26 protein-coding genes are annotated in these 23033 nt (G+C 52.9%); 7 read left to right on the forward strand and 19 right to left on the reverse strand.

The window, feature by feature from the left end; translation table 11 throughout:
- Positions 1–50: 50 nt before the first annotated feature.
- From phsA to IMQ48_RS19325, 7 genes are all read left to right on the forward strand, one after another.
- Complete coding sequence (gene phsA / locus IMQ48_RS19295; RefSeq protein WP_196210258.1) at positions 51–2324, forward strand: thiosulfate reductase PhsA; 2274 nt, start codon at positions 51–53, stop codon at positions 2322–2324.
- Positions 2325–2338: 14 nt separating this feature from the next.
- Positions 2339–2917, forward strand: a complete 579-nt coding sequence (gene phsB, locus IMQ48_RS19300) for a thiosulfate reductase electron transport protein PhsB (protein ID WP_196210259.1) — start codon at positions 2339–2341, stop codon at positions 2915–2917.
- Positions 2914–3681 carry a thiosulfate reductase cytochrome B subunit gene (phsC, locus tag IMQ48_RS19305; RefSeq protein ID WP_196210260.1) on the forward strand — a complete coding sequence of 256 codons (768 nt, stop codon included), beginning with the start codon at positions 2914–2916 and terminating at the stop codon, positions 3679–3681. The genes phsB and phsC overlap by 4 nt, the downstream gene beginning before the upstream one ends.
- 150 nt (positions 3682–3831) lie before the next feature.
- Positions 3832–5004: a serine-type D-Ala-D-Ala carboxypeptidase DacD gene (dacD, locus tag IMQ48_RS19310; RefSeq protein WP_196210261.1), complete on the forward strand. Its 1173-nt coding sequence runs from the start codon at positions 3832–3834 to the stop codon at positions 5002–5004.
- 124 nt (positions 5005–5128) lie between these two features.
- On the forward strand, positions 5129–5596 hold the full coding sequence (gene sbmC, locus IMQ48_RS19315) for a DNA gyrase inhibitor SbmC (RefSeq protein WP_196210262.1): 468 nt from the start codon (positions 5129–5131) through the stop codon (positions 5594–5596).
- Between the two features lie 107 nt (positions 5597–5703).
- Complete coding sequence (locus IMQ48_RS19320) at positions 5704–6762, forward strand: FUSC family protein (protein WP_196210263.1); 1059 nt, start codon at positions 5704–5706, stop codon at positions 6760–6762.
- Between the two features lie 238 nt (positions 6763–7000).
- Positions 7001–7336, forward strand: coding sequence for a DUF496 family protein (locus tag IMQ48_RS19325; RefSeq protein ID WP_003834176.1), 336 nt, complete (start codon positions 7001–7003; stop codon positions 7334–7336).
- A gap of 42 nt (positions 7337–7378) precedes the next feature.
- Here the strand turns inward: IMQ48_RS19325 and IMQ48_RS19330 are convergent, their stop codons facing one another.
- The 19 genes from IMQ48_RS19330 to pduC form a co-directional block, all read right to left on the reverse strand.
- Positions 7379–8245: an L-threonine kinase gene (locus IMQ48_RS19330; protein ID WP_196210264.1), complete on the reverse strand. Its 867-nt coding sequence runs from the start codon at positions 8243–8245 to the stop codon at positions 7379–7381.
- Positions 8246–8337: 92 nt separating this feature from the next.
- Positions 8338–9552 (reverse strand): acetate/propionate family kinase, encoded by a 1215-nt coding sequence (locus tag IMQ48_RS19335; RefSeq protein WP_196210265.1) that lies wholly within the window; start codon positions 9550–9552, stop codon positions 8338–8340.
- Positions 9537–9989, reverse strand: a complete 453-nt coding sequence (pduV, locus tag IMQ48_RS19340) for a propanediol utilization protein PduV (RefSeq protein ID WP_196210266.1) — start codon at positions 9987–9989, stop codon at positions 9537–9539. The genes IMQ48_RS19335 and pduV overlap by 16 nt, the downstream gene beginning before the upstream one ends.
- Before the next feature lie 4 nt (positions 9990–9993).
- On the reverse strand, positions 9994–10344 hold the full coding sequence (gene pduU, locus IMQ48_RS19345) for a propanediol utilization microcompartment protein PduU (protein WP_096756638.1): 351 nt from the start codon (positions 10342–10344) through the stop codon (positions 9994–9996).
- Complete coding sequence (gene pduT / locus IMQ48_RS19350; RefSeq protein WP_196210267.1) at positions 10344–10898, reverse strand: propanediol utilization microcompartment protein PduT; 555 nt, start codon at positions 10896–10898, stop codon at positions 10344–10346. Before pduT ends, pduU begins: the two co-directional genes overlap by 1 nt.
- A 2-nt stretch (positions 10899–10900) precedes the next feature.
- The gene (gene pduS / locus IMQ48_RS19355) at positions 10901–12256 is read right to left on the reverse strand and encodes a cobalamin reductase PduS (protein WP_196210268.1); all 1356 of its coding nucleotides are present in this window, start codon (positions 12254–12256) and stop codon (positions 10901–10903) included.
- Positions 12253–13365, reverse strand: a complete 1113-nt coding sequence (locus IMQ48_RS19360; RefSeq protein WP_196210269.1) for a 1-propanol dehydrogenase PduQ — start codon at positions 13363–13365, stop codon at positions 12253–12255. The genes pduS and IMQ48_RS19360 overlap by 4 nt, the downstream gene beginning before the upstream one ends.
- 10 nt (positions 13366–13375) lie before the next feature.
- Positions 13376–14761 (reverse strand): CoA-acylating propionaldehyde dehydrogenase PduP, encoded by a 1386-nt coding sequence (gene pduP, locus IMQ48_RS19365; protein ID WP_196210270.1) that lies wholly within the window; start codon positions 14759–14761, stop codon positions 13376–13378.
- Entirely contained in the window at positions 14758–15765 is a 1008-nt protein-coding gene (gene pduO, locus IMQ48_RS19370; protein ID WP_196210271.1) for a two-domain cob(I)yrinic acid a,c-diamide adenosyltransferase PduO, read from the reverse strand. The genes pduP and pduO overlap by 4 nt, the downstream gene beginning before the upstream one ends.
- Positions 15766–15773: 8 nt before the next feature.
- Positions 15774–16049, reverse strand: a complete 276-nt coding sequence (locus tag IMQ48_RS19375; RefSeq protein ID WP_196210272.1) for a EutN/CcmL family microcompartment protein — start codon at positions 16047–16049, stop codon at positions 15774–15776.
- 3 nt (positions 16050–16052) lie between these two features.
- The gene (gene pduM / locus IMQ48_RS19380) at positions 16053–16544 is read right to left on the reverse strand and encodes a microcompartment protein PduM (RefSeq protein WP_196210273.1); all 492 of its coding nucleotides are present in this window, start codon (positions 16542–16544) and stop codon (positions 16053–16055) included.
- On the reverse strand, positions 16541–17173 hold the full coding sequence (locus IMQ48_RS19385) for a phosphate propanoyltransferase (protein WP_196210274.1): 633 nt from the start codon (positions 17171–17173) through the stop codon (positions 16541–16543). Before IMQ48_RS19385 ends, pduM begins: the two co-directional genes overlap by 4 nt.
- Positions 17173–17637: a BMC domain-containing protein gene (locus IMQ48_RS19390; RefSeq protein WP_196210275.1), complete on the reverse strand. Its 465-nt coding sequence runs from the start codon at positions 17635–17637 to the stop codon at positions 17173–17175. The genes IMQ48_RS19385 and IMQ48_RS19390 overlap by 1 nt, the downstream gene beginning before the upstream one ends.
- A gap of 23 nt (positions 17638–17660) precedes the next feature.
- The gene (gene pduJ / locus IMQ48_RS19395; RefSeq protein ID WP_001057752.1) at positions 17661–17936 is read right to left on the reverse strand and encodes a propanediol utilization microcompartment protein PduJ; all 276 of its coding nucleotides are present in this window, start codon (positions 17934–17936) and stop codon (positions 17661–17663) included.
- 19 nt (positions 17937–17955) lie between these two features.
- Positions 17956–18306 (reverse strand): glycerol dehydratase reactivase beta/small subunit family protein, encoded by a 351-nt coding sequence (locus IMQ48_RS19400; protein WP_196210276.1) that lies wholly within the window; start codon positions 18304–18306, stop codon positions 17956–17958.
- Positions 18296–20128, reverse strand: coding sequence for a diol dehydratase reactivase subunit alpha (locus IMQ48_RS19405; RefSeq protein ID WP_196210310.1), 1833 nt, complete (start codon positions 20126–20128; stop codon positions 18296–18298). Before IMQ48_RS19405 ends, IMQ48_RS19400 begins: the two co-directional genes overlap by 11 nt.
- Positions 20129–20143: 15 nt before the next feature.
- The gene (gene pduE / locus IMQ48_RS19410) at positions 20144–20662 is read right to left on the reverse strand and encodes a propanediol dehydratase small subunit PduE (protein WP_196210277.1); all 519 of its coding nucleotides are present in this window, start codon (positions 20660–20662) and stop codon (positions 20144–20146) included.
- Between the two features lie 14 nt (positions 20663–20676).
- Positions 20677–21351, reverse strand: coding sequence for a propanediol dehydratase medium subunit PduD (pduD, locus tag IMQ48_RS19415; RefSeq protein ID WP_196210278.1), 675 nt, complete (start codon positions 21349–21351; stop codon positions 20677–20679).
- Positions 21352–21361: 10 nt separating this feature from the next.
- The gene (gene pduC, locus IMQ48_RS19420) at positions 21362–23026 is read right to left on the reverse strand and encodes a propanediol dehydratase large subunit PduC (RefSeq protein ID WP_096756650.1); all 1665 of its coding nucleotides are present in this window, start codon (positions 23024–23026) and stop codon (positions 21362–21364) included.
- Positions 23027–23033: the final 7 nt, after the last annotated feature.

Genomic DNA, 23033 nt, shown 5'->3' on the forward strand with positions numbered 1-23033 from the left:
TAATATAAAATTAATATAATAATTGGATATATCTAATAACAGGAGGTTATATGAGCATTAGTCGGCGTAACTTTTTGCGCGGCGTGGGTATTGGCTGCTCCGCTTGCGCAATAGGAACTTTTCCACCGGGGGCTCTGGCGCGCAATGCGCCAGAAGGCATCAAGGGAAAAACTTCACTCACGCCAAGCCTGTGCGAAATGTGTTCTTTTCGCTGTCCCATTCAGGCCCAGGTTATTAATAATAAAACCGTTTTCATCCAGGGGAACCCAAATGCGCCACAGCAAGGTACCCGGGTTTGCGCCCGAGGGGGCAGCGGTGTGAGTCTGGTGAACGATCCGCACCGTATTGTTAAACCAATGAAGCGCACTGGTCCGCGTGGCAGTGGCGAATGGCAGGTCATTAGCTGGCAACAAGCCTATCAAGAAATTGCCGAAAAGATGGGTGCGATAAAGACGCAGTATGGCCCTCAGGGCGTTGTTTTTTCTTCTAAATCAGGCTCGCTTTCCGGCCATTTATTTCACCTAGCGACGGCCTTTGGTTCGCCGAATACTTTTACCCATGCCTCGACATGTCCCGCCGGGAAATCTATCGCCGCCAAAGTGATGATGGGCGGCGATCTGGCCATGGATATTGCCAATACCCGTTACATGGTCTCTTTTGGCCATAATCTCTATGAAGGTATTGAGGTTGCTGACACGCACGAACTAATGACCGCGCAGGAGAGAGGTGCGAAGATGGTGAGCTTCGATCCTCGCTTGTCCGTATTCTCCAGTAAAGCGGATGAATGGCATGCAATCAGACCTGGCGGAGACTTGCCGGTACTGATGGCGATGTGTCACATCATGATTAAAGAAAACCTGTATGACGCGCAGTTCGTTGAACGTTACACCACGGGATTTACACAACTGGCAGAGGCAGTCCAGGAGACAACGCCTGAATGGGCGCAAAAACTGGCTGACGTCCCTGCTGACGTTATTACCCGCGTAACCCGGGAAATGGCGGCCTGTGCGCCTCGTGCCATCGTCAGTCCAGGCCACCGTGCGACGTTTTCTCAGGAAGAGATCGACATGCGGCGGATGATCTTCACCCTCAATGTGCTGCTGGGCAATATTGAACGTGAAGGCGGCATGTACCAGAAAAAAGCGGCGGCAACCTACAACAAACTGGCCGGAGAAACGGTCGCGCCAGTGCTGGCGAAACCGGATGTAAAATTGCCGAAGCCAACCGCACAGCGTATTGATATGGTGGCACCGCAGTTTAAATACATCGCCGCAGGCGGTGGGGTCGTACAAAGCATCATCGATGCCGTGTTAAAGCAGACACCTTACCCGGTGAAGGGATGGATCATGTCCCGGCATAATCCTTTCCAGACCGTGACCTGCCGACCCGATCTGGTCAAAACAGTGGAACAGCTGGATCTGGTGGTCAGCTGCGACGTCTATTTAAGTGAAAGCGCGGCCTATGCCGACTATCTGTTACCGGAATGCACTTATCTTGAGCGTGACGAAGAAGTCTCTGATATGTCGGGGCTAAATCCGGCTTATGCATTGCGCCAACAGGTAGTTGAGCCAATTGGTGAGGCACGCCCAAGCTGGCAAATCTGGAAAGAGCTGGCGCAACAGCTGGGCCTCGGGCAGTTTTACCCGTGGCAAGATATGCAGACGCGCCAGCTGTACCAGCTTAATGGCGATCACGCCTTATCAGCAGAACTGCGTCAGAAGGGATATCGGGAGTGGGGGGTACCGCTGTTATATCGTGAACCTGAGGCCGTGCGCCAGTTTGTCGAGCGCTATCCCGGCGCGGTGGCGGCGGACAGCGACGGTACCTACGGCGAGCAACTGCGATTCAAATCCCCGTCAGGCAAAATCGAGCTTTATTCCGCAGAGCTGGAATCGTTACTCCCCGGCTACGGTATTCCACGCGCCCGCAATTTTGCTCTGAAGGGTGACAATGAACTCTATTTCATCCAGGGCAAGGTGGCGGTTCACACCAACGGTGCGACGCAATATGTACCTTTACTCAGTGAACTGATGTGGGACAACGCGGTGTGGATCCACCCGACAACCGCGCGCGAAAAAGGGATTAAAAGCGGCGACGACATCTGGCTGGAAAACGCCACCGGCAAAGAAAAAGGCAAGGCGCTGGTCACGGCCGGTATTCGACCCGATACGCTGTTTGTTTATATGGGATTTGGCGCCAAGGCTGGAGCTAAAACGGCGGCAACAACGCACGGTATTCACTGCGGTAATTTACTCCCGCACGTGACCAGTCCGGTTTCCGGAACGGTGGTGCACACCGCTGGCGTGACGCTGAGTCGGGCATGAACAAGGAGAACATCATGAATCAATCCACTAATCCCTATGTCATGCTACATGACGAAAAACGCTGCATTGGCTGTCAGGCGTGTACGGTTGCCTGCAAGGTTCTGAACGATGTGCCGGAAGGATACAGCCGCCTGCAAGTGCAGATCCGTACCCCGGAAAAAGAGTCAGACGTCCTGTCTCACTTTCAGTTTGTGCGTGTTTCTTGCCAGCACTGTGAAGATGCGCCCTGCGTGAGCGTTTGCCCGACCGGTGCCTCTTTTCGTGACGAAAATGGCATTGTGCAGGTGGACAAGTCGCGCTGTATTGGCTGCGACTATTGCGTTGCCGCTTGTCCGTTCCATGTGCGTTATCTGAATCCGCAAACGAGTATTGCTGATAAATGCAATTTTTGTGCGGATACCCGCCTCGATGCCGGGCAATCGCCCGCCTGCGTTTCCGTTTGTCCAACCGATGCGCTGAAGTTTGGCCGTCGTGATGACCCGGAGATCCAGCACTGGATAAGCCAAAAAGAGGTGTATCGCCAGCAGGATGCGCATAGTGGTGCGGTGAGTCTTTATCGGCGTAAAGAGTATCATCAGGAGGGGAACGTATGAATTCTATCTGGGGAGCAGAGCTTAACTATGCGCCGGATTACTGGCCGCTGTGGCTCATTTACGCAGGGGTGGTCATCCTGCTGATGATTGTTGGTCTGGTGGCGCACGCGCTGCTGCGCCGGATGCTGGCACCTAAAACGGCAACCGGTGAAGAACATCGTGACTACCTCTACTCGTTAGCGGTCCGCCGCTGGCATTGGGGAAATGCGCTGTTATTCGTTCTGCTGCTGGTGAGCGGCTTGTTTGGTCACTTTTCGATTGGGCCGGTGGCGCTTATGGTGCAGGTTCACACCTGGTGTGGTTTTGCATTACTGGCCTTCTGGGTTGGTTTTGTGCTGATAAACGCCACCACAGGCAACGGCTGCCACTATCGGGTGAAGTGTAGCGGACTGATTTCGCGCTGCCTGCAGCAGACACGTTTTTACCTGTATGGAATTATGAAAGGTGAAGCGCATCCTTTTGCTGCAACGGCAGAAAGTAAATTCAACCCGCTACAACAACTGGCCTATCTGGCCATCATGTATGCGCTGGTACCGCTGTTGATCATCACCGGTTTGCTCTGTCTTTACCCGCAGGTCATCGGCGCAGGTCCAATTATGCTGGTGTTGCATATGGCGTTGGCGATTATTGGCATTCTTTTTATCTGTGCCCATATCTACCTGTGCACGCTGGGCGACACGCCGGGGCAAATCTTTCGTAGCATGATCGACGGATATCACCGACATCGCAGCCATCACGCAGACGTATCACCCCGTAAAGGATAATGTAGCGCGTATTTTTCACTACCCGTTGGTCTGATACCTGCATTCCATTGCAAGAAAATGCGCTTTAAGTCACATTTTCTTGCAATTTATCCCTGTTTGTTCCTCAGAAATTCCGTAAAAAGAACGGCTATTTTTCCTTTTCCTGAGGACATGCTGTTGAAACGCCGTTTGTTTATTGCCGCTTCCCTTTTCGCGATGAGTTTTTCATCCGCCTTTGCTGCGGATGTCGCCAGTTTTGCTCCCCAACCTCCAGCCATAAATGCGGGCGCGTGGGTGCTGATGGATTACACCACGGGCCAAATTCTTACCGCAGGTAATGAGCACCAGCAGCGTAACCCCGCCAGTCTGACCAAACTGATGACCGGCTATGTTGTGGATCGCGCCATCGACAGCCATCGTATTAGCCCGACAGACATAGTCACCGTTGGACGCGACGCCTGGGCGAAAGATAATCCGGTCTTCGTTGGTTCATCGTTAATGTTTTTAAAACAAGGCGATCGCGTCTCGGTGCGTGATTTAAGTCGCGGCTTAATTGTTGATTCCGGTAACGATGCCTGCGTCGCGTTAGCTGATTACATTGCTGGTGGGCAGCCACAGTTTGTCGCCATGATGAACAGCTATGTGCAAAAGCTGAAGTTGCAGGATACCCATTTTGAAACAGTGCACGGACTGGATGCCCCTGGTCAGCACAGCTCGGCCTACGATCTGGCCGTGTTGTCGAGGGCTATCATTCACGGTGAGCCTGATTTTTATCATATGTATAGTGAGAAAAGTCTCACCTGGAACGGGATCACCCAGCAAAACCGTAACGGTTTGTTGTGGGATAAAACCCTGAACGTGGATGGGCTGAAGACGGGCCACACATCTGGCGCTGGATTTAACTTGATTGCATCTGCGGTTGACGGCCAGCGTCGGCTAATTGCCGTTGTTATGGGGGCCGAGAGTGCGAAGGGGCGTGAAGATCAGGCGCGAAAACTGTTGCAATGGGGACAGCAAAACTTCGACACGGTGCAGGTTCTACGCAGTGGTAAGCAGGTCGGCGTTGAGCGGATCTGGTATGGCGATAAAGAAAAAATCAGTCTCGGTACTGAGCAGGATTTCTGGATGGCGCTCCCTAAAGCTGAAGTGGCGAATATTAAAGCAAAGTATGTGCTTGATAAAAAGGAGCTGGTGGCACCCATTGCCGCACATCAGCGTGTGGGCGAAATTGAACTCTACGATCGGGATCAGCTGGTGGCGCATTGGCCGCTGATGACGCTGGAGTCAGTCGGTGAGGGCGGCGTGTTTTCGCGGCTAAGCGATTATTTTCACCATAAGGTGTAGATTTCTGTTTGTGGGCCAAACTGGCAAGACTGCGAATCTGCTCACATAATAATCACTGTTTCCTTGTGGCCACAAAACGCAGAAATTACACTGTATTTTTATACAGTGTAATGCGGGAGGGTATATGGAGTATGAGATAAAGCAGGCAGATAAACGCAGGATTGCCGGTTTTCACATGGTTGGACCGTGGAAACACACGGTAAAGCAGGGATTTGAGCAACTGGTAATGTGGGTCGACGATAAGCAGATTGTGCCGCTGGAATGGATAGCCGTCTATTACGACAATCCAGACGTGGTTCCGGCAGATAAACTGCGCTGCGATACCGTGGTTTCAGTGCCTGAAGATTTTGAGATCCCGGAAAACAGCGAAGGGGTGATCCTGTCGGAACTGGAGGGCGGCGACTATGCCATGGCCGTTGCTCGTGTTGAAAATCATGACTTTGCCGCACCCTGGTATCAATTTTTTGACCGTCTGTTGCAGGATTCATCCTGGCAGTTATCGGCCAAACCGTGTTTTGAAATTTACCGGAACAATGGCATGGAGGACGGATACTGGGACATCGAAATGTACGTGCCGGTGCAAGCGAAGTAACGGTTTTGGGCGTTAATCAGGATAAAAGTCCTGTTGATAACGGTGATGTTTTCACTGAAAAAACAGGTACAATTCTGTTCTTTGCTATTCCCTGACGGAGTGCATGAGTGCGTGCAGATAAGTCACTGAGTCCTTTTGAAATTCGGTTGTATCGTCATTATCGTGTGGTGCATGGTATTCGCATCTCGCTGGCGTTTCTTCTCACTTTTCTGCTGGTTCGCCTGCTGGACATCCCTGAAGGTACCTGGCCTCTGATCACGCTGGTGGTGATCATGGGGCCGATTTCCTTTTGGGGCAATGTCGTTCCCCGGGCTTTTGAGCGTATTGGTGGCACGATTCTGGGTTCGGTTCTTGGACTGGTGGCGCTCCGACTGGAGCTCTTTTCATTGCCGCTGATGCTGATATGGTGTGCGGTGGCGATGTTCCTGTGCGGTTGGCTGGCCTTAGGCAAAAAGCCGTATCAGGCGCTGCTGATCGGCATTACGCTGGCAGTCGTAGTTGGCGCACCTGCGGGCGATATGACCACGGCGCTCTGGCGTGGGGGAGATGTGATTCTCGGCTCGCTGCTGGCGATGCTGTTTACCTGGGTCTGGCCGCAACGCGCATTTATACACTGGCGTATTCAGCTGGCGCACTGCATCACCGGTTATAACCGGGTGTATCAGGCCGCGCTATCACCCAACTTACTTGAACAACCCCGGCTGGATAAGCACTTACAGCAGTTGTTGAGTGATGTCGTTAAAATGCGCGGATTAATCATCCCGGCCAGCAAAGAAACCCGCATTCAAAAGTCAGTTTTTGAGGCCATACAAACGATTAATCGAAATCTGGTGTGCATGCTTGAACTGCAAATTAACGCGCTGTGGGCAACGCGTACCAGCCATTTTGTGATGCTGAATGCGCATACGCTGCGTGAAACTCAGCTCAGAATGCAACAGGCATTGCTGACGATAACGCACGCCTTGTATGAAGGTAATCCGCAGCCGGTGCTTGCCAACACCGAAAAACTCAATGACACGGTGACCGAACTTCGTCAGCTGATTGACGAGCATCGGGGCGACAACGTTGCAGAAACGCCTATCCATGGCTATGTCTGGCTGAATATGGAGATGGCGCGACAGCTGGAACTGCTCTCACATTTAATCTGTCGTGCTTTGCGCAAATAAAGCGCAGATGAGGGGATTGGTTCCACTGCTGCTTCGATTCAGCAACGATTAAGGGTATGATACTGAAAAAGGCTAAAACCATTGGTAACGGCAATGGCTTTACCCTCGATAACTCAGGTTTCAACCGTGCATTGTCGATGCAGATGCAACTTGAAGTATGGCGGGCATGAAAGTAATGTTGACCCACTTTAGCCGTTGTTTAAACGAATCCGAATCTCACATTATCAGGGGTGTAAAAATGGAAACTACCAAGCCTTCTTTCCAGGACGTGCTGGAATTTGTTCGTCTGTTCCGTCGTAAGAACAAACTGCAACGTGAAATCCAGGACGTTGAGAAAAAGATCCGTGACAACCAGAAACGTGTCCTGCTGCTGGACAACCTGAGCGACTACATCAAACCCGGCATGAGCGTCGAAGCGATCCAGGGCATTATTGCCAGCATGAAAAGTGATTACGAAGATCGCGTGGATGATTACATCATCAAAAATGCCGAGATTTCTAAAGAGCGTCGCGACATTTCTAAAAAGCTCAAAGCCATGGGCGAAGTGAAAAACGGCGAAGCGAAAGCAGAGTAATAATGCATCACGGTAAGGGCCGCTATCAGGCCCTTACCGCTCTTATTGTAATACAACCCCACCTGTTACCATCCGCAGCAAATGCTGCTCCGGCCAATGCGTAGTCAGTTTTTTCTGCACCAGCATCCATTTGATGTAGTCAACGTCGTGACGCGTTCTGTCCAGCATCAGGCCAACCACGCTACCGCTGTGGGCAACATTCACACCGTATAAATCGCATTCTTCAACCAGCGACAATAACGAATCGAAATCCGGTTTTGGCAACAATGTCTGACTGGCGATGGCGCTTAATGTGGCCGCTTCGCCCATCCGGTACGGGTTTTGGCTCATGCAGGCTTCCTGTACTTTTTCCCACGCTCGTTTGAGGGCAGGTGCACCAGCCTGTAATCCGGCCTGGCGCGGTATCCGGTGATAATCTGCCGTGCGTAACGTTTCCGGGCTTTCAAGAACCAGCAGGTCGAGTTGGGGCTGTGCTTCACAGGCAATCTGAGTGGATGCGTCGTTATGATCAAAAAGGGTTAACTGGCGAAAAACGGTACTGTCGGTAGGTTCGAGCGAAACACAAAGTTGCGCTAGCGTGGTTTCGTCTAACGGATGCCCCAGATGGTGTGCGGTAGCGATAGCAGTGGCGGCAATATCTGCCGTGCTGCTGGCCATCCCTTTGGCAATGGGGATGGTGGAGTGGATATCTATGCGAATATCCTGACTGATCTGGGCCGGGTATTGCCAGTACTGCAACAACCGCTCAACCATCGCCCGTGAAAGAGGACGTTCATCTCCCCGTGGCGAACCGGAACTGACTTCAACGGTGCTGTACCATTCTACCGGGCAGGAGACCAATTTCTCGCTGCCCAGAATCCAGCCCTGGATAAGTTCTCCGCATGATGCGGGGCATTGCGCAACAGCCACGTCTTCACCTATGTGATTAGCAATCCTCGGCGCATAGTGTCATGGCGATCGCGCTATTACCATGATGTGCCGCAATTTGCGGTGCGGCAATACTATGCGGGAATGTCCAACGTCACAGTTTCCGCTATCGCTATACGCATCACGTCCTGTGCGATCATCAACTCTTCATTGGTATTAATCACAGCTACTTTGACCATCGCATTTTCTGTCTGAATGAAGGTCGCGTTACGCTGGTTTTTATCTTCATCTACGGCCAGCCCTAAGAAATTCAGGTTGCGGCAAATCGTCGACCGGGCGCGGGCAGAGTTTTCGCCGATACCTCCGGTAAACACCAGCGCATCCAGACCACCCATTTGCATAATGTAGCTGCCAATGGTGGCACGAATTCGTTCGGCAAACAGCGTCAGCGCCAGTGCTGCCTGCTGGTTTCCGCTATCTGCCGCCTGTTCCACGTCACGGTAGTCAGGTGAGATGCCGGAAACGCCAAGCAGCCCCGACTCATTGTTGAGTAACTGATTTAGCTGCTGGGGTGTTTTGCCTTCACGTTGGGCAATCCACGGCAAAATGGACGGGTCGATATCACCACTTCGGGTGCCCATCATCACGCCAGACTGTGGGGTAAAGCCCATTGAAGTATTAACGGATTGCCCCCCCTTGATGGCGCAGATGCTGCTGCCGTTGCCTAGATGGCAACACACCACCCGCAGTGCACTTAGCGGCACGCCCAGTTTTTCAGCCAGCGCATGGCTGACATATTTGTGGCTGGTACCGTGGAAACCATAGCGACGAATACCCAGTTCCGAATAATAACGCCAGGGCAGGGGATAGATAAAAGAGGGCTCGTCGAGCGTCTGATGAAAGGCCGTATCAAAAACCGCCACAGCAGGTGTGGCCGGTAACTGCTGGCGAAAAACAGCAATGCCTAATGCATTAACCGGGTTATGCAACGGTGCCAGTTCCGCCAGACGTTCTATTTCTGCCAATGATTCGTCGGTGACTAAGACGGAATCTTTAAAGGATTCGCCTCCGTGTGCCACGCGATGCCCAACGCCGTCGATGTCTTGTAAGCTATTGATGATGTGATGGCTGAGCAGTTTTTCCAGTAACAGCGTTACCGCTTCGCGGTGGTCGGCAACCGGTACGGTTTCTTGCCATTTTTGCGCAGGGGTTTTTATCGTGACCTGCGCGTCAGGCATTCCGATACGTTCGATTAGCCCCTGACAGAGCATCTTACCCTGCGGCATAGCTAATAACTGAAACTTCAGTGAAGAGCTGCCTGCGTTAATGGCCATTATTTTGTGAGACATGACGGTTCCTTTGCGTGCAGAAAATTGAACATCTCATCAACACCGGTATTGTTCACCGCGCTGGTAATAAAGACTTTTTGCGCTCCTGCCTGCACCAACCACCCCTCGACGAGGGCAATGCGCTGCGGGTCCGCTAAATCGGCTTTGGTCACCAGACCGATGACCGGCCGGTTCATGGGGCCGGTAAACCCGGGAGAAAAAGGTGACCATGGGGCGTCAGCGTTAAGCACCAGCGCGATCACGTCTGCTTCGCAGGCGCTGACCAGCAGCGCACTGTACAGGCAGCGGTTCTCAAGATATTCACCGGGTGTGTCTATTGTCGTGGGAGACCAGACAATGGCCTGGGTCTTCTGATAATGAAGCGCTTCACCACGCATACATTGGGTGAGCGATGTTTTCCCGCACTGGCTGGGACCAATGAGCATGATGCGTTTCATCGCGTCACGTCCGGGTAATCGGACAGGCGGTAAAACGCATCATTTCGCCCAGCGTGCGGGTAACCTGTTTTAGCGCGTACTCTACGGCTGAGACATCGCCGGTTAATACGACTGCGCCGGTGAAGCGATCAAGAAAGCCAATCTCCACCGCACCCGATTTAGTAGCGATATCACAGGCGATGATTGAGGCTTCGCTGGGCGTAATGGTTAAAATACCAATCGCCGAGACTGAATCCTGCAGGCCCAGTTTCTTGAACAAATCTTTACCAGGATTAGCAATAAGATGCGCCAGCGTAACCTGCTTGCCGGGCACATATTCCTGAATCATACGATCCGTTGTTGGTTGCATTTCCATCACCCCTCAATCATTTGTCGCCACATGCTTTCATGCGGGCGTGGGATCACAGAGCGATAGACCAGCAGACCTTTCTCACCTGCGCTTTCGCTGGCGACCGTCACGGCGTTGTTCACATCGGAAACATCGCCTGCGACTACCATGTAGCACTTACCGCCAATACCAAATGCCATATGTACCCTTACCAGCGTGACATTAGAGGCCTTAACCGCGCGATCGGCGGCACAAATACAGGCCGCAACGCTCCAGGTTTCGACAATCCCTACCGCCTGACGTTTATCCACGCTGTTAAGACCACTGATCGCCGGTAAAACGCTGGCATGAATGTTGGGTAGCACCAGGCTGTCGACGAGCATATCTCCCGCAAGGGAGGTCCCTGTGGCAATCGCCTGCTGTACAGCGCCAACGTCACCACCGAGCATCAGCAAAAATTTTCCCGGGCAGATGGTTTTACTGACCAGTAAATTCACATTGGCGCTTTTCAGCATTGCATCGCCGGCTTCCATCCCTTTGGCAATGCTGGTGAGTTCTAAAATCCCTATAGCCTGAGACATGGTTAACCTCTAATTACCGTGATGGACTGGTCAGTGATTTCACTGACAATGCCGTCAATACTGGCGTGAATCGGTGCACCTAATGCACCTGCGGGAACATCAGCAACACATTGACCGCGCGTAACGCGTTCACCTTTTTGTACACATGGGATGGTGCTGGCACCGATATGCTGGCGTAACAACAGCGTTGTGGTTTCAGTGGGATGATCGGTCTGGTCTAACGGCGCGTCGTGATACCAGTCACTGAGGCCCAGTTTAGTAATCAGCCGTTTCACCGGAATCAGCCGGTATTTCGCCATTTCATCTTGAGGGTTTAGCGGCCCTTCGTAACGATGGTTGAGCGCACGTAGCTCGCGTTTGAGCATGCGGTTAATACGCATTGGCGAGATCCCCACCGGACAGGCCACGCTTTCACAGACGTTGCATTCTGAGCAGGTCAAGGCGGTGAGCAGCAATTGCGGTGTGGCGGCCTGCTGATAGTTAACGGCGCGAACCAGCAAATGTGGTGATAGCTCATGACCAATCAAATGGCGTGGACACAGATCTGTGCACAAGCGGCACTGCTCGCAGACGGTTTTTGCAACCGAAAGCACGGTCCGTTCATCCTGCATCCGTCGTTGGATCAGCGCATGGGATTTCGGTAGTACCAGCAGACCCCCGGTCGTTTTACTGACTGGCGTATCCAGCGAGGTAATTAGACCGCCCATCATCGGACCGCCGTTAATAAATCCGGGGTCATCGACGGTAGCACCGCCAGCCAGCGCCAGCACTTCGCGTAACGACATACCGATAGGTACGGTCAGGGTAACCGGCCGGGCAACTGCGCCATTGACGGTTAATGTACGACGCGTAACGGGGAACTGCTGTTCAACGGCTCTGGCAATGTTAAGTACGGTCTGAACGTTATTGACCACCACGCCGACGCTAACCGGGAGCGCGGCAGGAGGCACCCGACGTCCGGTTGCCATCCAGATTGTCAGTACTTCATCGCCAGCCGGGTAGACATCAGGCAAAATGTGTAACCTGATGTCGGCGGGTAGGAGAGGTGTTAACGCACTGATGGCTTTCTGATATTTTTCCTTAAGAGCAATAATTCCGGCGATGGATCCTGTCGCCTTCATAGCATATTGTATGCCGCGTATCAGTCGGCCCGCCTGCACGGACATTAACTGCTGATCGACCTTCAGCATCGGCTCGCATTCTGCTGCATTGACCAGAAACGTATCGACCTGCGCTTGCAGTTTGACGTGTGCGGGAAAGCCAGCGCCACCGGCACCCACTACACCCGCAGCCCTCACGCGTTCGCGTATCGTTTGTGCATCATAAAGCGCTGTTTCCGCCGTCATGGCTGTATTCATAGTAATTCCTCAAGCAGTTCCTGAATGGCAGCGGCATCAGCAACGCGTGGATTCGTTTGCAGCGTGGCATCCGCCAGCGCCGCCTGAACCATCGAGGGGATACGCTGTGACCAGGTTTGCTTTCCGTCTTTGAGCGCGTCAGTAAAAGAGGGTAACGCACACTGTTTTTTGAGTTGCTCAATATGATGAATTAGCGCATTGAGTGCCGCCGTATCGTTTGCGGTATCAGGGCATAAATGGCAGGATTTCGCGAAGCGGGCATAGCGTTTCGCAGCCCTGGGATCGCAGGCATTAAAGTGAATCACAGAGGTCAGGAGTAGTGCGTTGGCAAGTCCGTGCGGTAGATGAAACTGGCCTCCAAGTTGATGCGCTATGGCATGGTTAATCCCAAGACCGGCCTGACTAAACGCCATTCCCGCGAGCGTCGAAGCGTTGTGCATTTTTCCCCGGGTAGCCAGACAATCGCCTTTGCTGACGGCGACGGGCAGATACTGGAAAACGATTTGCGCAGCCTTTTCAGCCAACGCATCGGTGAAGTCGCTGGCCTTTGTGGAAACGTATGCTTCAAGTGCATGCGTCAGTACGTCCATTCCGGTATTTGCGGTGATGGCAGGCGGTACGCTGACCACCAACATTGGGTCAAGGATTGCCATATCAGGGTAGAGGGCATTATTAAATAACGGATATTTAATGCCTTTCTCCGGATCGCCGATCACGCAGGCGCTGGTCACTTCAGAACCTGTGCCGCTGGTGGTAGGGATGGCCACGCAGGTTTCGATTTCGATGCCAAACTGACGGCTGAACCAGACAATCGCTTTCGCTGCATCAAGTGCAGATCCACCCCCAAAGCCAATCACCACATCTGGTCGCAGGGACTGCATTTGTGCAATCCCTTGTACTACCGTATTGATGGTGGGGTCGGGGGTGATGTCACTGAATACGCTAATGCGATTGTCGGCAGGCAGTGCATCACGCAACGTTGCAATCAACGGTGAGCTCGCAAGAAAACCGTCGCAAATAATCCAGATATGCTTATTTGTGAAGCGCTTGAGCACGCTCAAACTGCCCTGACCGCTGTACAATCGAGTTTGCAGTGAAAAGCTATTCATTACGGCCTCATTAGCGGATAGAAAAACCGTTGGTCAGCACGCAACGACGAGAACGTGCAAACGTTCGCGCAGACGTTGTCCCTTCACCGGTTGGGGTGGCGATAGTAAAGGTAGTGAAGCCTTCACCGCCGACGCCAATACCGGCGTAAGAGGGGCCATTTTTCACAAAAATCGACGTTTGCAGCGTGCGAGCAGCAAGATTCAAACGTGACACATTTTGCGAGTGCATAATGGCGGTATGGTGCAATCCCTCTTCAACCTTCAGCGCCAACGTTAGCGCACTGTCAAAATCGTTTACTGTCACGACAGGTAGCATGGGCATCAACTGTTCGCTGGTGACCCAAGCATCATCAGCCTTGACGATGCCCATCAACAAGCGGGGTTCTTTTGCCGGAACTGATATACCCGCAGCTTCCAGTAACGTTGCCGGGCTTTTTCCTACAAATTTCTTATTTGCCATTCCCTCTGGCAGACAGGTGGCGCGTAGTTTGTCTACTTCTTCGCTGTTTAGCAGTAACGCTCCAAAAGACTGCATTTGTTGAATCAGTCGTTCGGCAACTGCCTCGACAACAATCAGGCTTTTCTCGGCAATACAGGGCAGATTGTAATCAAACGAGGCGCCGTTGATGATGTCTTCTGCAGCCTTCACCAGATCGGCGGTTTCATCAACGATGCAGGGTGGGTTTCCGGCACCAGCGCCAATGACTTTTTTCCCGCTTTTCATACCCATAGCCACAATTCCCGGGCCACCGGTAATCGCCAGAACTGCGATTTTAGGGTGTGCCATCATCTGCTGGGTAGCTTCAAAAGTGGGTTCTGTGACTGTGACAACAAGATTTCGGATCCCGCAGCAACGGAAGGCAATATCTTCAATCATGGCAATCAGTTTGAGTGAAACAGCTTTAGCACCCGGGTGTGGGCTGAAGTAAACGCTATTCCCCGCAGCCAACATACTGATAGTGTTGTTAATAATAGTTTCCGTTGGGTTGGTACTAGGGGCAACGGAGCCAATTACGCCAAAGGGGGAGTATTCAAATAGCACCATGCCACCATCACCGGTGAGAGCGGTTGTGGTCAGATCTTCGATACCGGGGGTATTATCCAGTGCGGCTTTATTTTTGAGGAGTTTATCCTCTTTGTTGCCCATTCCTGTTTCGCTGGCGCTTTCTGCCGCCAGCGAGGCTAGATGAGGTGTCAGTTCTTCCCGCAGAGCGCTAATAATGGCGCTACGGGTTTTCAGTGGGCATTGCTGATAACGTAAAAAGGCCTGATGCGCGGCATCTATTGCTTCACCGACGGACGGAAAAATACCGCCACTCTTTATCTCTGCTTTTGCCGGTACGAGCTGTTCAGTCAAAATGGTGCGGATAAGGGTTTCAAGTTCTGATGTATTCATTGATGTGTTCTCACGTTAATCGCCGCAATGGCGGTTTCTGCAATATCCATATCCTGCTCAACGCTTCCTCCGCTGATGCCAAGACCCCCAAGGAGTAAACCCTCTCGCCATAGTGCGTACCCGCCGCCAAACGTGACGACTTTTCCCTGCATATGACTTTCCAGACCGTAAAGGGCGGCGCCCGGTTGCACCGCTGAGTTCAGTTCATGCGTGGCGGTTTTCATCGCCACGGCGGTCCACGCTTTTTTCGGCGCAAGCTCACTACTGACGAGCAGGGCATCGGGCATGCGCCAGGTCACCGTTTGTGTACCGTTTGCATCCACAATGCTGATGACGACAGGGACTTTGAGCGCTTCCGCTCGCGCCACCGCCGTACGAGTAAGTTGATGAAGTTCCTGAAAAGACAATGATATAGAAGAAACCTGAATGGCTGATGCTTGAGTAGCCTCCACGTAACGCTCAGCTACCTTCTGGATGATAGTGTTTTGGTGGGCGTCAAAGTCTTCAGCTCGCGCAAGCGCATATAAACAGTCGGACAGGCGATTGATATAACGCATCAGTACATGTCTGATGGAGACATCTGCTGAGAGTTCGACAAGCCGTCTTTCAGCGCGACGGGCAAGCGTGCGGGCAAAGTGCAGGCGGCTGGCAGTCTCACAGCGTCCGGGCAATATAAAGCTGCGAAGGGGAGGAATGCGCCCCATCGCGGTATCGATGGTGGCTTCGAGCGCCGCAATGTCTTCCGAGCTGATGTAGCGCTGAGCAGGCGTTGGTTGCTCACTTTCACTGGCAAGTTCAGCACTGAACCAAAACAGCTGTAACTGAATCTCTTCAAGTAAAGTGCGGTGTTGTGGGTTTTTTGTCGCGCAGACGCACAGACTCAGCGCCGCATTGAGCTCATCCAGCGTGCCGTAAGCCTCAACGCGTGGGTGCGTTTTACTGACGCGCTGTCCGGTAAAGAGTGCTGTTGTACCGGCATCGCCCGTTCGGGTATAAATCGCCATAGTTCCTCCTAGCGAGAAATCGTGTCGACAATGCCGACAATGGCCAGATCGATAGCCTCATTGGGGCCGCTAAAAACGTGTCTGGCGCTGGAGCCGCTGCTGAGTAAAACCAGCTCGCCAGTACCCGCACCTACTGAGTCAACCGCCACCTCGTCACCCGTGGTTGGCTGTTCAGGAAGTTCACCATCGGCGCTTATTCGACGGACCAGCAACAGTTTTTTCCCAACCAGTGACGGTGATTTTTGCGTGGATACCACGACGCCTGTAACGCGTGCCAGATGCATGGTTCACTCCTGCTTAATTAATTGGACATTTCGCATACTGACGGCTTCCTTTGCCAGCGCGGTCACGACACATCGACGGCGCAGCACCAGAAATCCCCCCTGTAATCGGGCTACATCGGCATAACTTAAAAGCGTTTCGGGATGCAGAATGACGATTTGCCCCCGTTCATCACTGAATTCCAGCGGCAGTCGCGCGAGTTTTCGTAAGGGAATTGCTGGCAGCAATTGATGTTGCAGCGATATCTTCACGCGAACGCCGCAGGCCAGGGCTTCGTGGAGCGTGATCGCTGATACATCGGATGAATCGTGATGCGCAATCTGCTCCAGCAGCGGCAGATTAGCCTGCAGGATGCAGAGAGAGGAGTACTGACAAACTAGTACCCGGGGATCGGCTTCCCGTAACTGCGCGACGCTCAGGGAGAGCGAGCTTTCCGCGCGTTTTTTTAATCGGGAGACGACCTCCTCGATGATGCGTTGCAGCAGTTCAGTGCTCATCGTGAGTTCACCAGCGTGGCGAATGCTTGTGGGTTATCCGCCCCAGCAGCATTGGCTTCGTCAGTATCAATATGCATTTCAAGACGCATATCCGGCGAGACGCGAACGGCAACGTTATCGAAGATTAGCCGGCGTTCATCACCATTGATAGCGACGGAAACTTTATCGCCATGCGATACGCGTAGGATCAACGCATCAAGCGGTGACATATGAATATGCCGCTGGGCGACAATCACCCCGGATGTAATGTCCAGTTCAGCAAAAGGACTTACAAGGCGAATGCCAGGCGTTCCCTGAATATTGCCTGACATACGCAACGGCGCAGCGATACCCAGCGTGCGGGCGTCGGTGCGGGAGATTTCTACCTGGCTTGTGCTACGCAGCGGTCCCAGCAAACGCACATTTTTTAGCTGGCCTTTTGGTCCCACCAGCGTAACGGTCTGGTCTGCCGCATATTGTCCGGGCTGCAGCAGACCTTTTTTCTCGCTGATGGGCTGATTTGGAAACAAACGGGCGTAATCTTCAGCACAAAGATGGATATGGCGATTAGAGATCCCTAGTGGAATAGGGCGCTCACGCATTTCATCCAGTACTTTACTGACCGTTGTCTCCAGTTGCTGTTTATCCATTACGCTTCACCTCGTTTGCCAGAATGCAGGCAGAGTGAGCGAGGCTCTCCCTTCTGGCGTGTACAGGCGGGATCGAGACATAAATTGCAGCTAATCAGCTCTGCATCTTGTGGTGCTTCGGGTAGTTCACTTTCCACAACTACCTGGACTTCCACCTCGACAGGTGCTGGTTCAGGGATGGGCTCAGGCATCGAAACAACGCTGTGCGAAAGGATGCCTTCCCCGGGTCTGGAAATGACCTTGTGTGCAACCAGACCTTGCCGCTGGTCTGCAAAGCTGGCCCCGGTGGAAATGGCCGCCTGAACGGAGGCCACATCACCGATGATTTTGATCACCGTCCAGCCTGAACCATTGGTTTTTTCGAGGCCCACCAGCGTGATGGAAGCGGCTTTCGCCATGACATCCGCGCAACTGATGGCTAATGCCAGACCACTAACTTCAAGTAATCCCAGTGATTGCTTCACGCTGTGCTCCTTGTTGCGACGGTTTAAGCGGATTTAGGTAAAATAGCTTCGACGTCGCTGTGCGGACGCGGGATAACGTGGCAAGATTTCACCTCGCCAACGGCGCTGGCAGCAGCGCTCCCCGCATCGACAGCAGCTTTAACTGCGCCGACATCACCACGAACCATGACGGTGATAAGGCCCGAGCCAATTTTTTCGTAGCCAACCAACTGCACGTTAGCGGATTTCACCATGGCATCAGCGGCTTCAATAGCGCCGACAAGCCCTTTTGTTTCAACCAGTCCCAGTGCGTTATTCATACTGCTTTTCTCCTGTGGATTATGAGTGGCCTTCCCGGAAGGGGATGCCTTTAACCAGCCGCGCAGCGTTATTGCCTATGCTCCGACGAACGTGGCTATCTTGTTGATACATCAGCGTAAAAAGTGGCGCTGAGGTTGGTAAGTTCTTGTAGTGCACAACCAGTTGCTCCTGGTTGCATCCGATTCCGACGAGCAGCGGTGACTGACATGCCGCCAGCCATGCGCTGTGGATGATGTCGGTCGAATGATTTTCCTGAACGACAAAGGGGATCCCTTCTTCTTCAATACCCAGCAGAACGTCATTCCAGAGCGACGTGCAGTCTCCCTGAGTGAAGATCACGATAGCCGGCGCGCTGAGGTTACTTTCCATGAGCAAATGCCTTGTACCAGGAGAGGATGAGTCCAGTTGCGACAGCATTTCGTGGGCCTTCGGTACCGCGAATATTGCCGCGACCTGCAACCAGCCGGTAGTGCGCAAGGGCATCGGTCACCAGCTGTGGCACTTCGAAGTCCAGTGAAGATCCGCCGACCAGAACTACAAACGGGATGTCGCGAATATTTCCGGTGGGGCTAACCTGACGAAGTGCTCTCAGCGCATTGGTAACAAAAACGCGCTCCTTGGCGCTGCGACGAATGGCGCGAACTTTCTCCAGCGCCAGGTCCCCAGGTAATGGCACCAGTTCATCGGGTTTCACCACACAGACCCGGGCGAATACCGTCGGTGGCAGGGGAGAAGGAAAGAACTGAACGCTGCCATCTTCGTGGCGAAGGTGGAACAAGCTTTCTACTTTCGCCAACGGGTATTTTTTGATCTCCTCGGCGAGGTAGCGGTCTTCCAGCCCCAGTTCACGGGCAATAATCATCGTGACCATATCGCCCGCACCCGCCAGGTGTGTGGCAATAATTTCGCCTTTTGGATTAATGATAGAGGCGTCAGTGGAGCCTGCGCCGAGATCCAAAATAGCCAGCGGACGTGTCGTGCCCGGCGTGGTGAGGGCACCCAGGATGGCCGCTTCGGCTTCAGCGCCGCCAACCTGCACATCGATGTTGAGCTTTTGCGTGATCTCATGGGCAATCATTGCCATTTGCAGGCGATCTGATTTCACCATTGAGGCAATGCCTACCGCCTGTTCCAGCGAGAACTCTCCGGCAAGTCCCCCCGTTACGCTGACGGGAACGGAAGTATCAACCGCCAACAAATCCTGAATGAAGATTTCATGGCTGGGCTTGTTGGTTAATTCTGCCATGGTCTGGCGAACGTGCTCCAACATACCGCCAATATTGGTTCCCGCTTCTCCAGTGACGTTATCAAGCCTTGGGCATTCGCCTACCGCCTTCATAATGGCTTCCGCGCCTGCGGCTACGTCGACGCGAACAGTACGGCCTTGCGACTGGAGTTCGAGGTTTCCGGCAGGAATCGCTCGCGCCTTCACATCACCCGACGGCGTTTTCACGACGACAGCAGAGCGGTTGCCTATCAGCGCACGCGCCATCGGGACAATATTTTTGGTCTCGTCCGCATTCAGGTTAAATACGGTCGCAATACCGTAAGGGTTCGAGAGCGTTTCAATCACCTTTCCGGGTATGGCGACCTCAATAGCAGCCAGCATCCCTAATGGGATCCGGTCGATATAAAGTACTTCGTCGACGATGGGCAGCGGCGTAGTAAGACGATTGCTGACCAATACGCCATCATCCTGCTGCAAAATGACGCCCGTTAGCTGATATCCGGCTCGAACAGAAGCGTTAATCATTGTGGCGACATCGGCAAAATCGAATGCCGATGACACGACAAGGATGTAAGGGATATCCGCCGGACGGGTTAACAATTCTTCCGGCGTAATTGTGACGCCAACACCTAACCCGACCCCACCTGGCGTTTTAGGGTTGTGGCCGATCATGGTCGATTCGGTGATGATGGTTTCGGTGATTGTCTCCATCGCCACATCACCAATGACCGGCGTGGCTTCGTTAATTCGTATGAGCGAAATATCGCTGACATTGATGCCTGCATTTTTTGCAGCAAGCGTAAGCGCCTCCTGAATACCAAACACATTACGTAATGTGCCCTTAATTCCAGTCGTTTCTGCCAGTGCGCTGGTTGTAATGCTCAGCGTGCCAGCGTCATCCAGGGTCGCGAGGGCGACTTCTGTTGATGAGTTGCCTATGTCAATGCCAGCTATATATCGCATCATTCTTCCCTAAAATTAATCGTCACCTTTGAGTTTCTTACGCTCGACGTACAGCACTGCCGCTTCACGCACGAAAGCTGCGCAAATTTTTGCCTGATAACGATTTTCGAGATCGTCGGCGATGGCCATCAGCTCTTCTTTGGTTGAGCGATACGGACGTAACGCGTTGTAGATCTCAAGGATGCGATCGTCAGGTACCGCGGTCAGTTCTGCGGCACGCTCAAAGTTCATCGCCAGCCTGTCACGTCCTGCATCTTTGGCGATTTCAGCCTGGAGGCGCAGCGTTTCAGGGGTGATGCGCATATCCTGTGCGGTCACTTTGTTGCTCAATACATTTTCGAGCGTGAAGTCATCCAGCGTTTTGTTCGTGGCGGTTTTAACCCACTCAGGATGTTTATTTGCGAGCGGGTAATCCGTCACTTTCGCGGTATGCGCTGATGAACCAGTCGCGGCAGGAGTGACGGTCTCTCCCTGCAGGCTGTTCATACGGCTGAGCACATCCCGAACCATCGATTCAATTGCGTCGGTATTCATGGAGTTATCCTTTATCAAAGCGCCACGCGCAGTTCCTGCGGGTTTTTGCCCGTCACGACGTATTTGGTCTCTTTAATGTGCAGAATGGCCGATTTTGCCTGGTACTTCGGACGCGCCATCTGATCATTCAACGTAGGGACCGGCTGCGGAGATTCACGCTTGGCGTAACGCGCGGCGTTCTTACCGATCTGACGGTAGGTTTCCAGCGTCAGAAGCGGAGCCTGAGGGAATAGCTCCAGGTTAGAAAGTGGCGGTAACCCCTGCTGGTGGATAACCGTGGTGCCTTTAGACTGAATGCCGATGGAAATACCCGAACCACTCAGACGGTTGCCTTCCACGGCAACAAATGCCACATCGGAGGATTTAAAGCAGCGGATTACGCGTGCTTTAATGCCTTCTTCTTCAATACCGGCGATCACTTCGCGCAAGATATTCTTGTGCGGAATACCGACGATATTGACGGTCTGCGAGAGTCCAAATGCCGGGCCAACGGCAATAATCACTTCATCCTGTTGCTGACCCTGTTTGGCTTCGCCAATTTCGGTCAGAAAACTGTCACTTTGCACAGTCGCCATCTGTGGGGCGGTTGCCGCACCAGACGAGCGGAAAGAAACTGGTTTATCGCTGGTCTGCATTTCAGACAGCACATCTTCAATTATCTGGCGCAGCAGCTTTTCATTGATTTCCATAGTTCACCCCTTAGCCAAGCTCGTTGGGATCAAGTGCGCCGGGGATGTTCTTAATTTCTTCCCAGCGTTCGCCTTGCAGGCGATAACCTGTTGCCGGACCGGCATAATCGTTAACGTCATTCACAGCGGAAAGCACTTGTCCGTCGCCGACGATAATGGCGGAGGTATGCAGATAGTCTCCGGTTAACTTGGCTTTCTGGATGTTGAGCATGTCCTGAGCAACATCGGTAAACCCGCCCTGGGCCAGGGCTTTCACCACTTCCAGTCCGTTGCGGTTTTTGCTGATGATCTCTTGCGCAAACTTGATGTCTTCAACGATGTTTCGCTCCGGCATATCTTTCGAACCGTGAGCGTAAGTCGCGGCTTCAACTTCTTCATCGGTGATAGGCGGCAATCCCATTCCGGCAAACACCGCCTGCAGTGCACGGGCAGCTTTGTTACGAATGGCGATAACGTCTTCTTCACGAACCGGACGTAAACCGCCGTCGACTTTCAGGTCTCGCTGGAGAACGTTGTAGTCGTCAAAGTCTTCGGCATCTTCGTTCGAGCCCGCAAACATGTTGTCGTAGTTCGGCACGGCGGAATAACCGGAAGAGATGAAGTCAGTTCCTGGCAGGAACTGCATCAGCAAACGCGCGGTACGGCGCATATCCGAGTGGGTAAAGGTTTGGTCGTTACTGGAGGCGCATTCCAGATCCAGCGACGAGCAGATCAGGTTTTCTGCCAGCACCGCGCGGATACCTGACGGTACGGCGGAAGGTACGCCGATACAGCTAACGGACCCGTTCTGCAAACCCTGCACGCCAGCGGCTTTGGTGATGTAAATGCAGCGGGCTTCCAGATACAACATGGATTTGCCTTCGGCATAACCCATCTGCACTTCTGAGCCTGAGCCGGAGGTAAAGCGCATTTTCAGACCGCGCGAGGCGTAAGAAGAGGCCAGGAAACCTTTTGACCATGGGGTGTCGTCGCCATCGGTAAAGACCGGCTCAGTACCGTACACGGAAATAGTTTCTGCATAGCAGGTGTGGCCTAGCATGCCGAGTTTGAGCTCGGTGGCTTCTTCCAGTGAACACTGGGTTAATACGCCGGGACGCCCAACCTGTGAACCGACCAGCAGAGCAATAGCGTTAAACGGGGCATAGCGTGCAACGGCAACAGTTGTTTCCTGCTCGTCAAACCCACGCCATGCGCCTTCTGCTGCATCGGCAGCAATCTGCACCGGGTTGTCTTTAACGTTGGTGACGTGCGCCTGTTGAGAAGGGGTGCGGCGAGCACGCATTTTCTGCATCGACATCATCATTTCGACGACGTTCATATGCGAAACCACTTCGACAATTTTTGCTGGCGTCATTGCGGTAGTTAGCGGAACGATGTCTTTGCGTTTCACATTAGGATCGCAAAGCATATTGGCCAGCTTGACCGAATCCATCGCCATCACTTCTTCTGCACGCGCCAGATTAATACCGTAGCGGGCAATAAAATGGTCAATCAAATCAAATTCACTGGCGGCTTTACCATCCAGTTCGGTGACCATACCGTTAACGATTTTTATAGACGGTTTTGGGTCGTTCGGGCTTTCCATCGCAATGAAGCCTTCTTCGATCCACTCCTTAACGAAGCCGTCCTGATTCACAGGGCGTTTCGCCAGTGCTTCAAATCTTTTCGATCTCATGAATCAG

Source organism: Citrobacter sp. Res13-Sevr-PEB04-36 (assembly GCF_015672735.1).
Lineage (GTDB): Bacteria > Pseudomonadota > Gammaproteobacteria > Enterobacterales > Enterobacteriaceae > Citrobacter.

Bases quoted from the DNA above. Each gene is read 5' to 3' on its own strand.
- phsA (WP_196210258.1), top strand. From the start codon at position 51: ATGAGCATTAGTCGGCGTAACTTTTTGCGCGGCGTGGGTATTGGCTGC.
- phsB (WP_196210259.1), top strand. From the start codon at position 2,339: ATGAATCAATCCACTAATCCCTATGTCATGCTACATGACGAAAAACGC.
- phsC (WP_196210260.1), top strand. From the start codon at position 2,914: ATGAATTCTATCTGGGGAGCAGAGCTTAACTATGCGCCGGATTACTGG.
- dacD (WP_196210261.1), top strand. From the start codon at position 3,832: ATGCTGTTGAAACGCCGTTTGTTTATTGCCGCTTCCCTTTTCGCGATG.
- sbmC (WP_196210262.1), top strand. From the start codon at position 5,129: ATGGAGTATGAGATAAAGCAGGCAGATAAACGCAGGATTGCCGGTTTT.
- IMQ48_RS19325 (WP_003834176.1), top strand. From the start codon at position 7,001: ATGGAAACTACCAAGCCTTCTTTCCAGGACGTGCTGGAATTTGTTCGT.
- IMQ48_RS19335 (WP_196210265.1), bottom strand. From the start codon at position 9,552: ATGTCTCACAAAATAATGGCCATTAACGCAGGCAGCTCTTCACTGAAG.
- pduV (WP_196210266.1), bottom strand. From the start codon at position 9,989: ATGAAACGCATCATGCTCATTGGTCCCAGCCAGTGCGGGAAAACATCG.
- pduU (WP_096756638.1), bottom strand. From the start codon at position 10,344: ATGGAAATGCAACCAACAACGGATCGTATGATTCAGGAATATGTGCCC.
- pduT (WP_196210267.1), bottom strand. From the start codon at position 10,898: ATGTCTCAGGCTATAGGGATTTTAGAACTCACCAGCATTGCCAAAGGG.
- pduS (WP_196210268.1), bottom strand. From the start codon at position 12,256: ATGAATACAGCCATGACGGCGGAAACAGCGCTTTATGATGCACAAACG.
- IMQ48_RS19360 (WP_196210269.1), bottom strand. From the start codon at position 13,365: ATGAATAGCTTTTCACTGCAAACTCGATTGTACAGCGGTCAGGGCAGT.
- pduP (WP_196210270.1), bottom strand. From the start codon at position 14,761: ATGAATACATCAGAACTTGAAACCCTTATCCGCACCATTTTGACTGAA.
- pduO (WP_196210271.1), bottom strand. From the start codon at position 15,765: ATGGCGATTTATACCCGAACGGGCGATGCCGGTACAACAGCACTCTTT.
- IMQ48_RS19375 (WP_196210272.1), bottom strand. From the start codon at position 16,049: ATGCATCTGGCACGCGTTACAGGCGTCGTGGTATCCACGCAAAAATCA.
- pduM (WP_196210273.1), bottom strand. From the start codon at position 16,544: ATGAGCACTGAACTGCTGCAACGCATCATCGAGGAGGTCGTCTCCCGA.
- IMQ48_RS19385 (WP_196210274.1), bottom strand. From the start codon at position 17,173: ATGGATAAACAGCAACTGGAGACAACGGTCAGTAAAGTACTGGATGAA.
- pduJ (WP_001057752.1), bottom strand. From the start codon at position 17,936: ATGAATAACGCACTGGGACTGGTTGAAACAAAAGGGCTTGTCGGCGCT.
- IMQ48_RS19400 (WP_196210276.1), bottom strand. From the start codon at position 18,306: ATGGAAAGTAACCTCAGCGCGCCGGCTATCGTGATCTTCACTCAGGGA.
- IMQ48_RS19405 (WP_196210310.1), bottom strand. From the start codon at position 20,128: ATGCGATATATAGCTGGCATTGACATAGGCAACTCATCAACAGAAGTC.
- pduE (WP_196210277.1), bottom strand. From the start codon at position 20,662: ATGAATACCGACGCAATTGAATCGATGGTTCGGGATGTGCTCAGCCGT.
- pduD (WP_196210278.1), bottom strand. From the start codon at position 21,351: ATGGAAATCAATGAAAAGCTGCTGCGCCAGATAATTGAAGATGTGCTG.
- pduC (WP_096756650.1), bottom strand. From the start codon at position 23,026: ATGAGATCGAAAAGATTTGAAGCACTGGCGAAACGCCCTGTGAATCAG.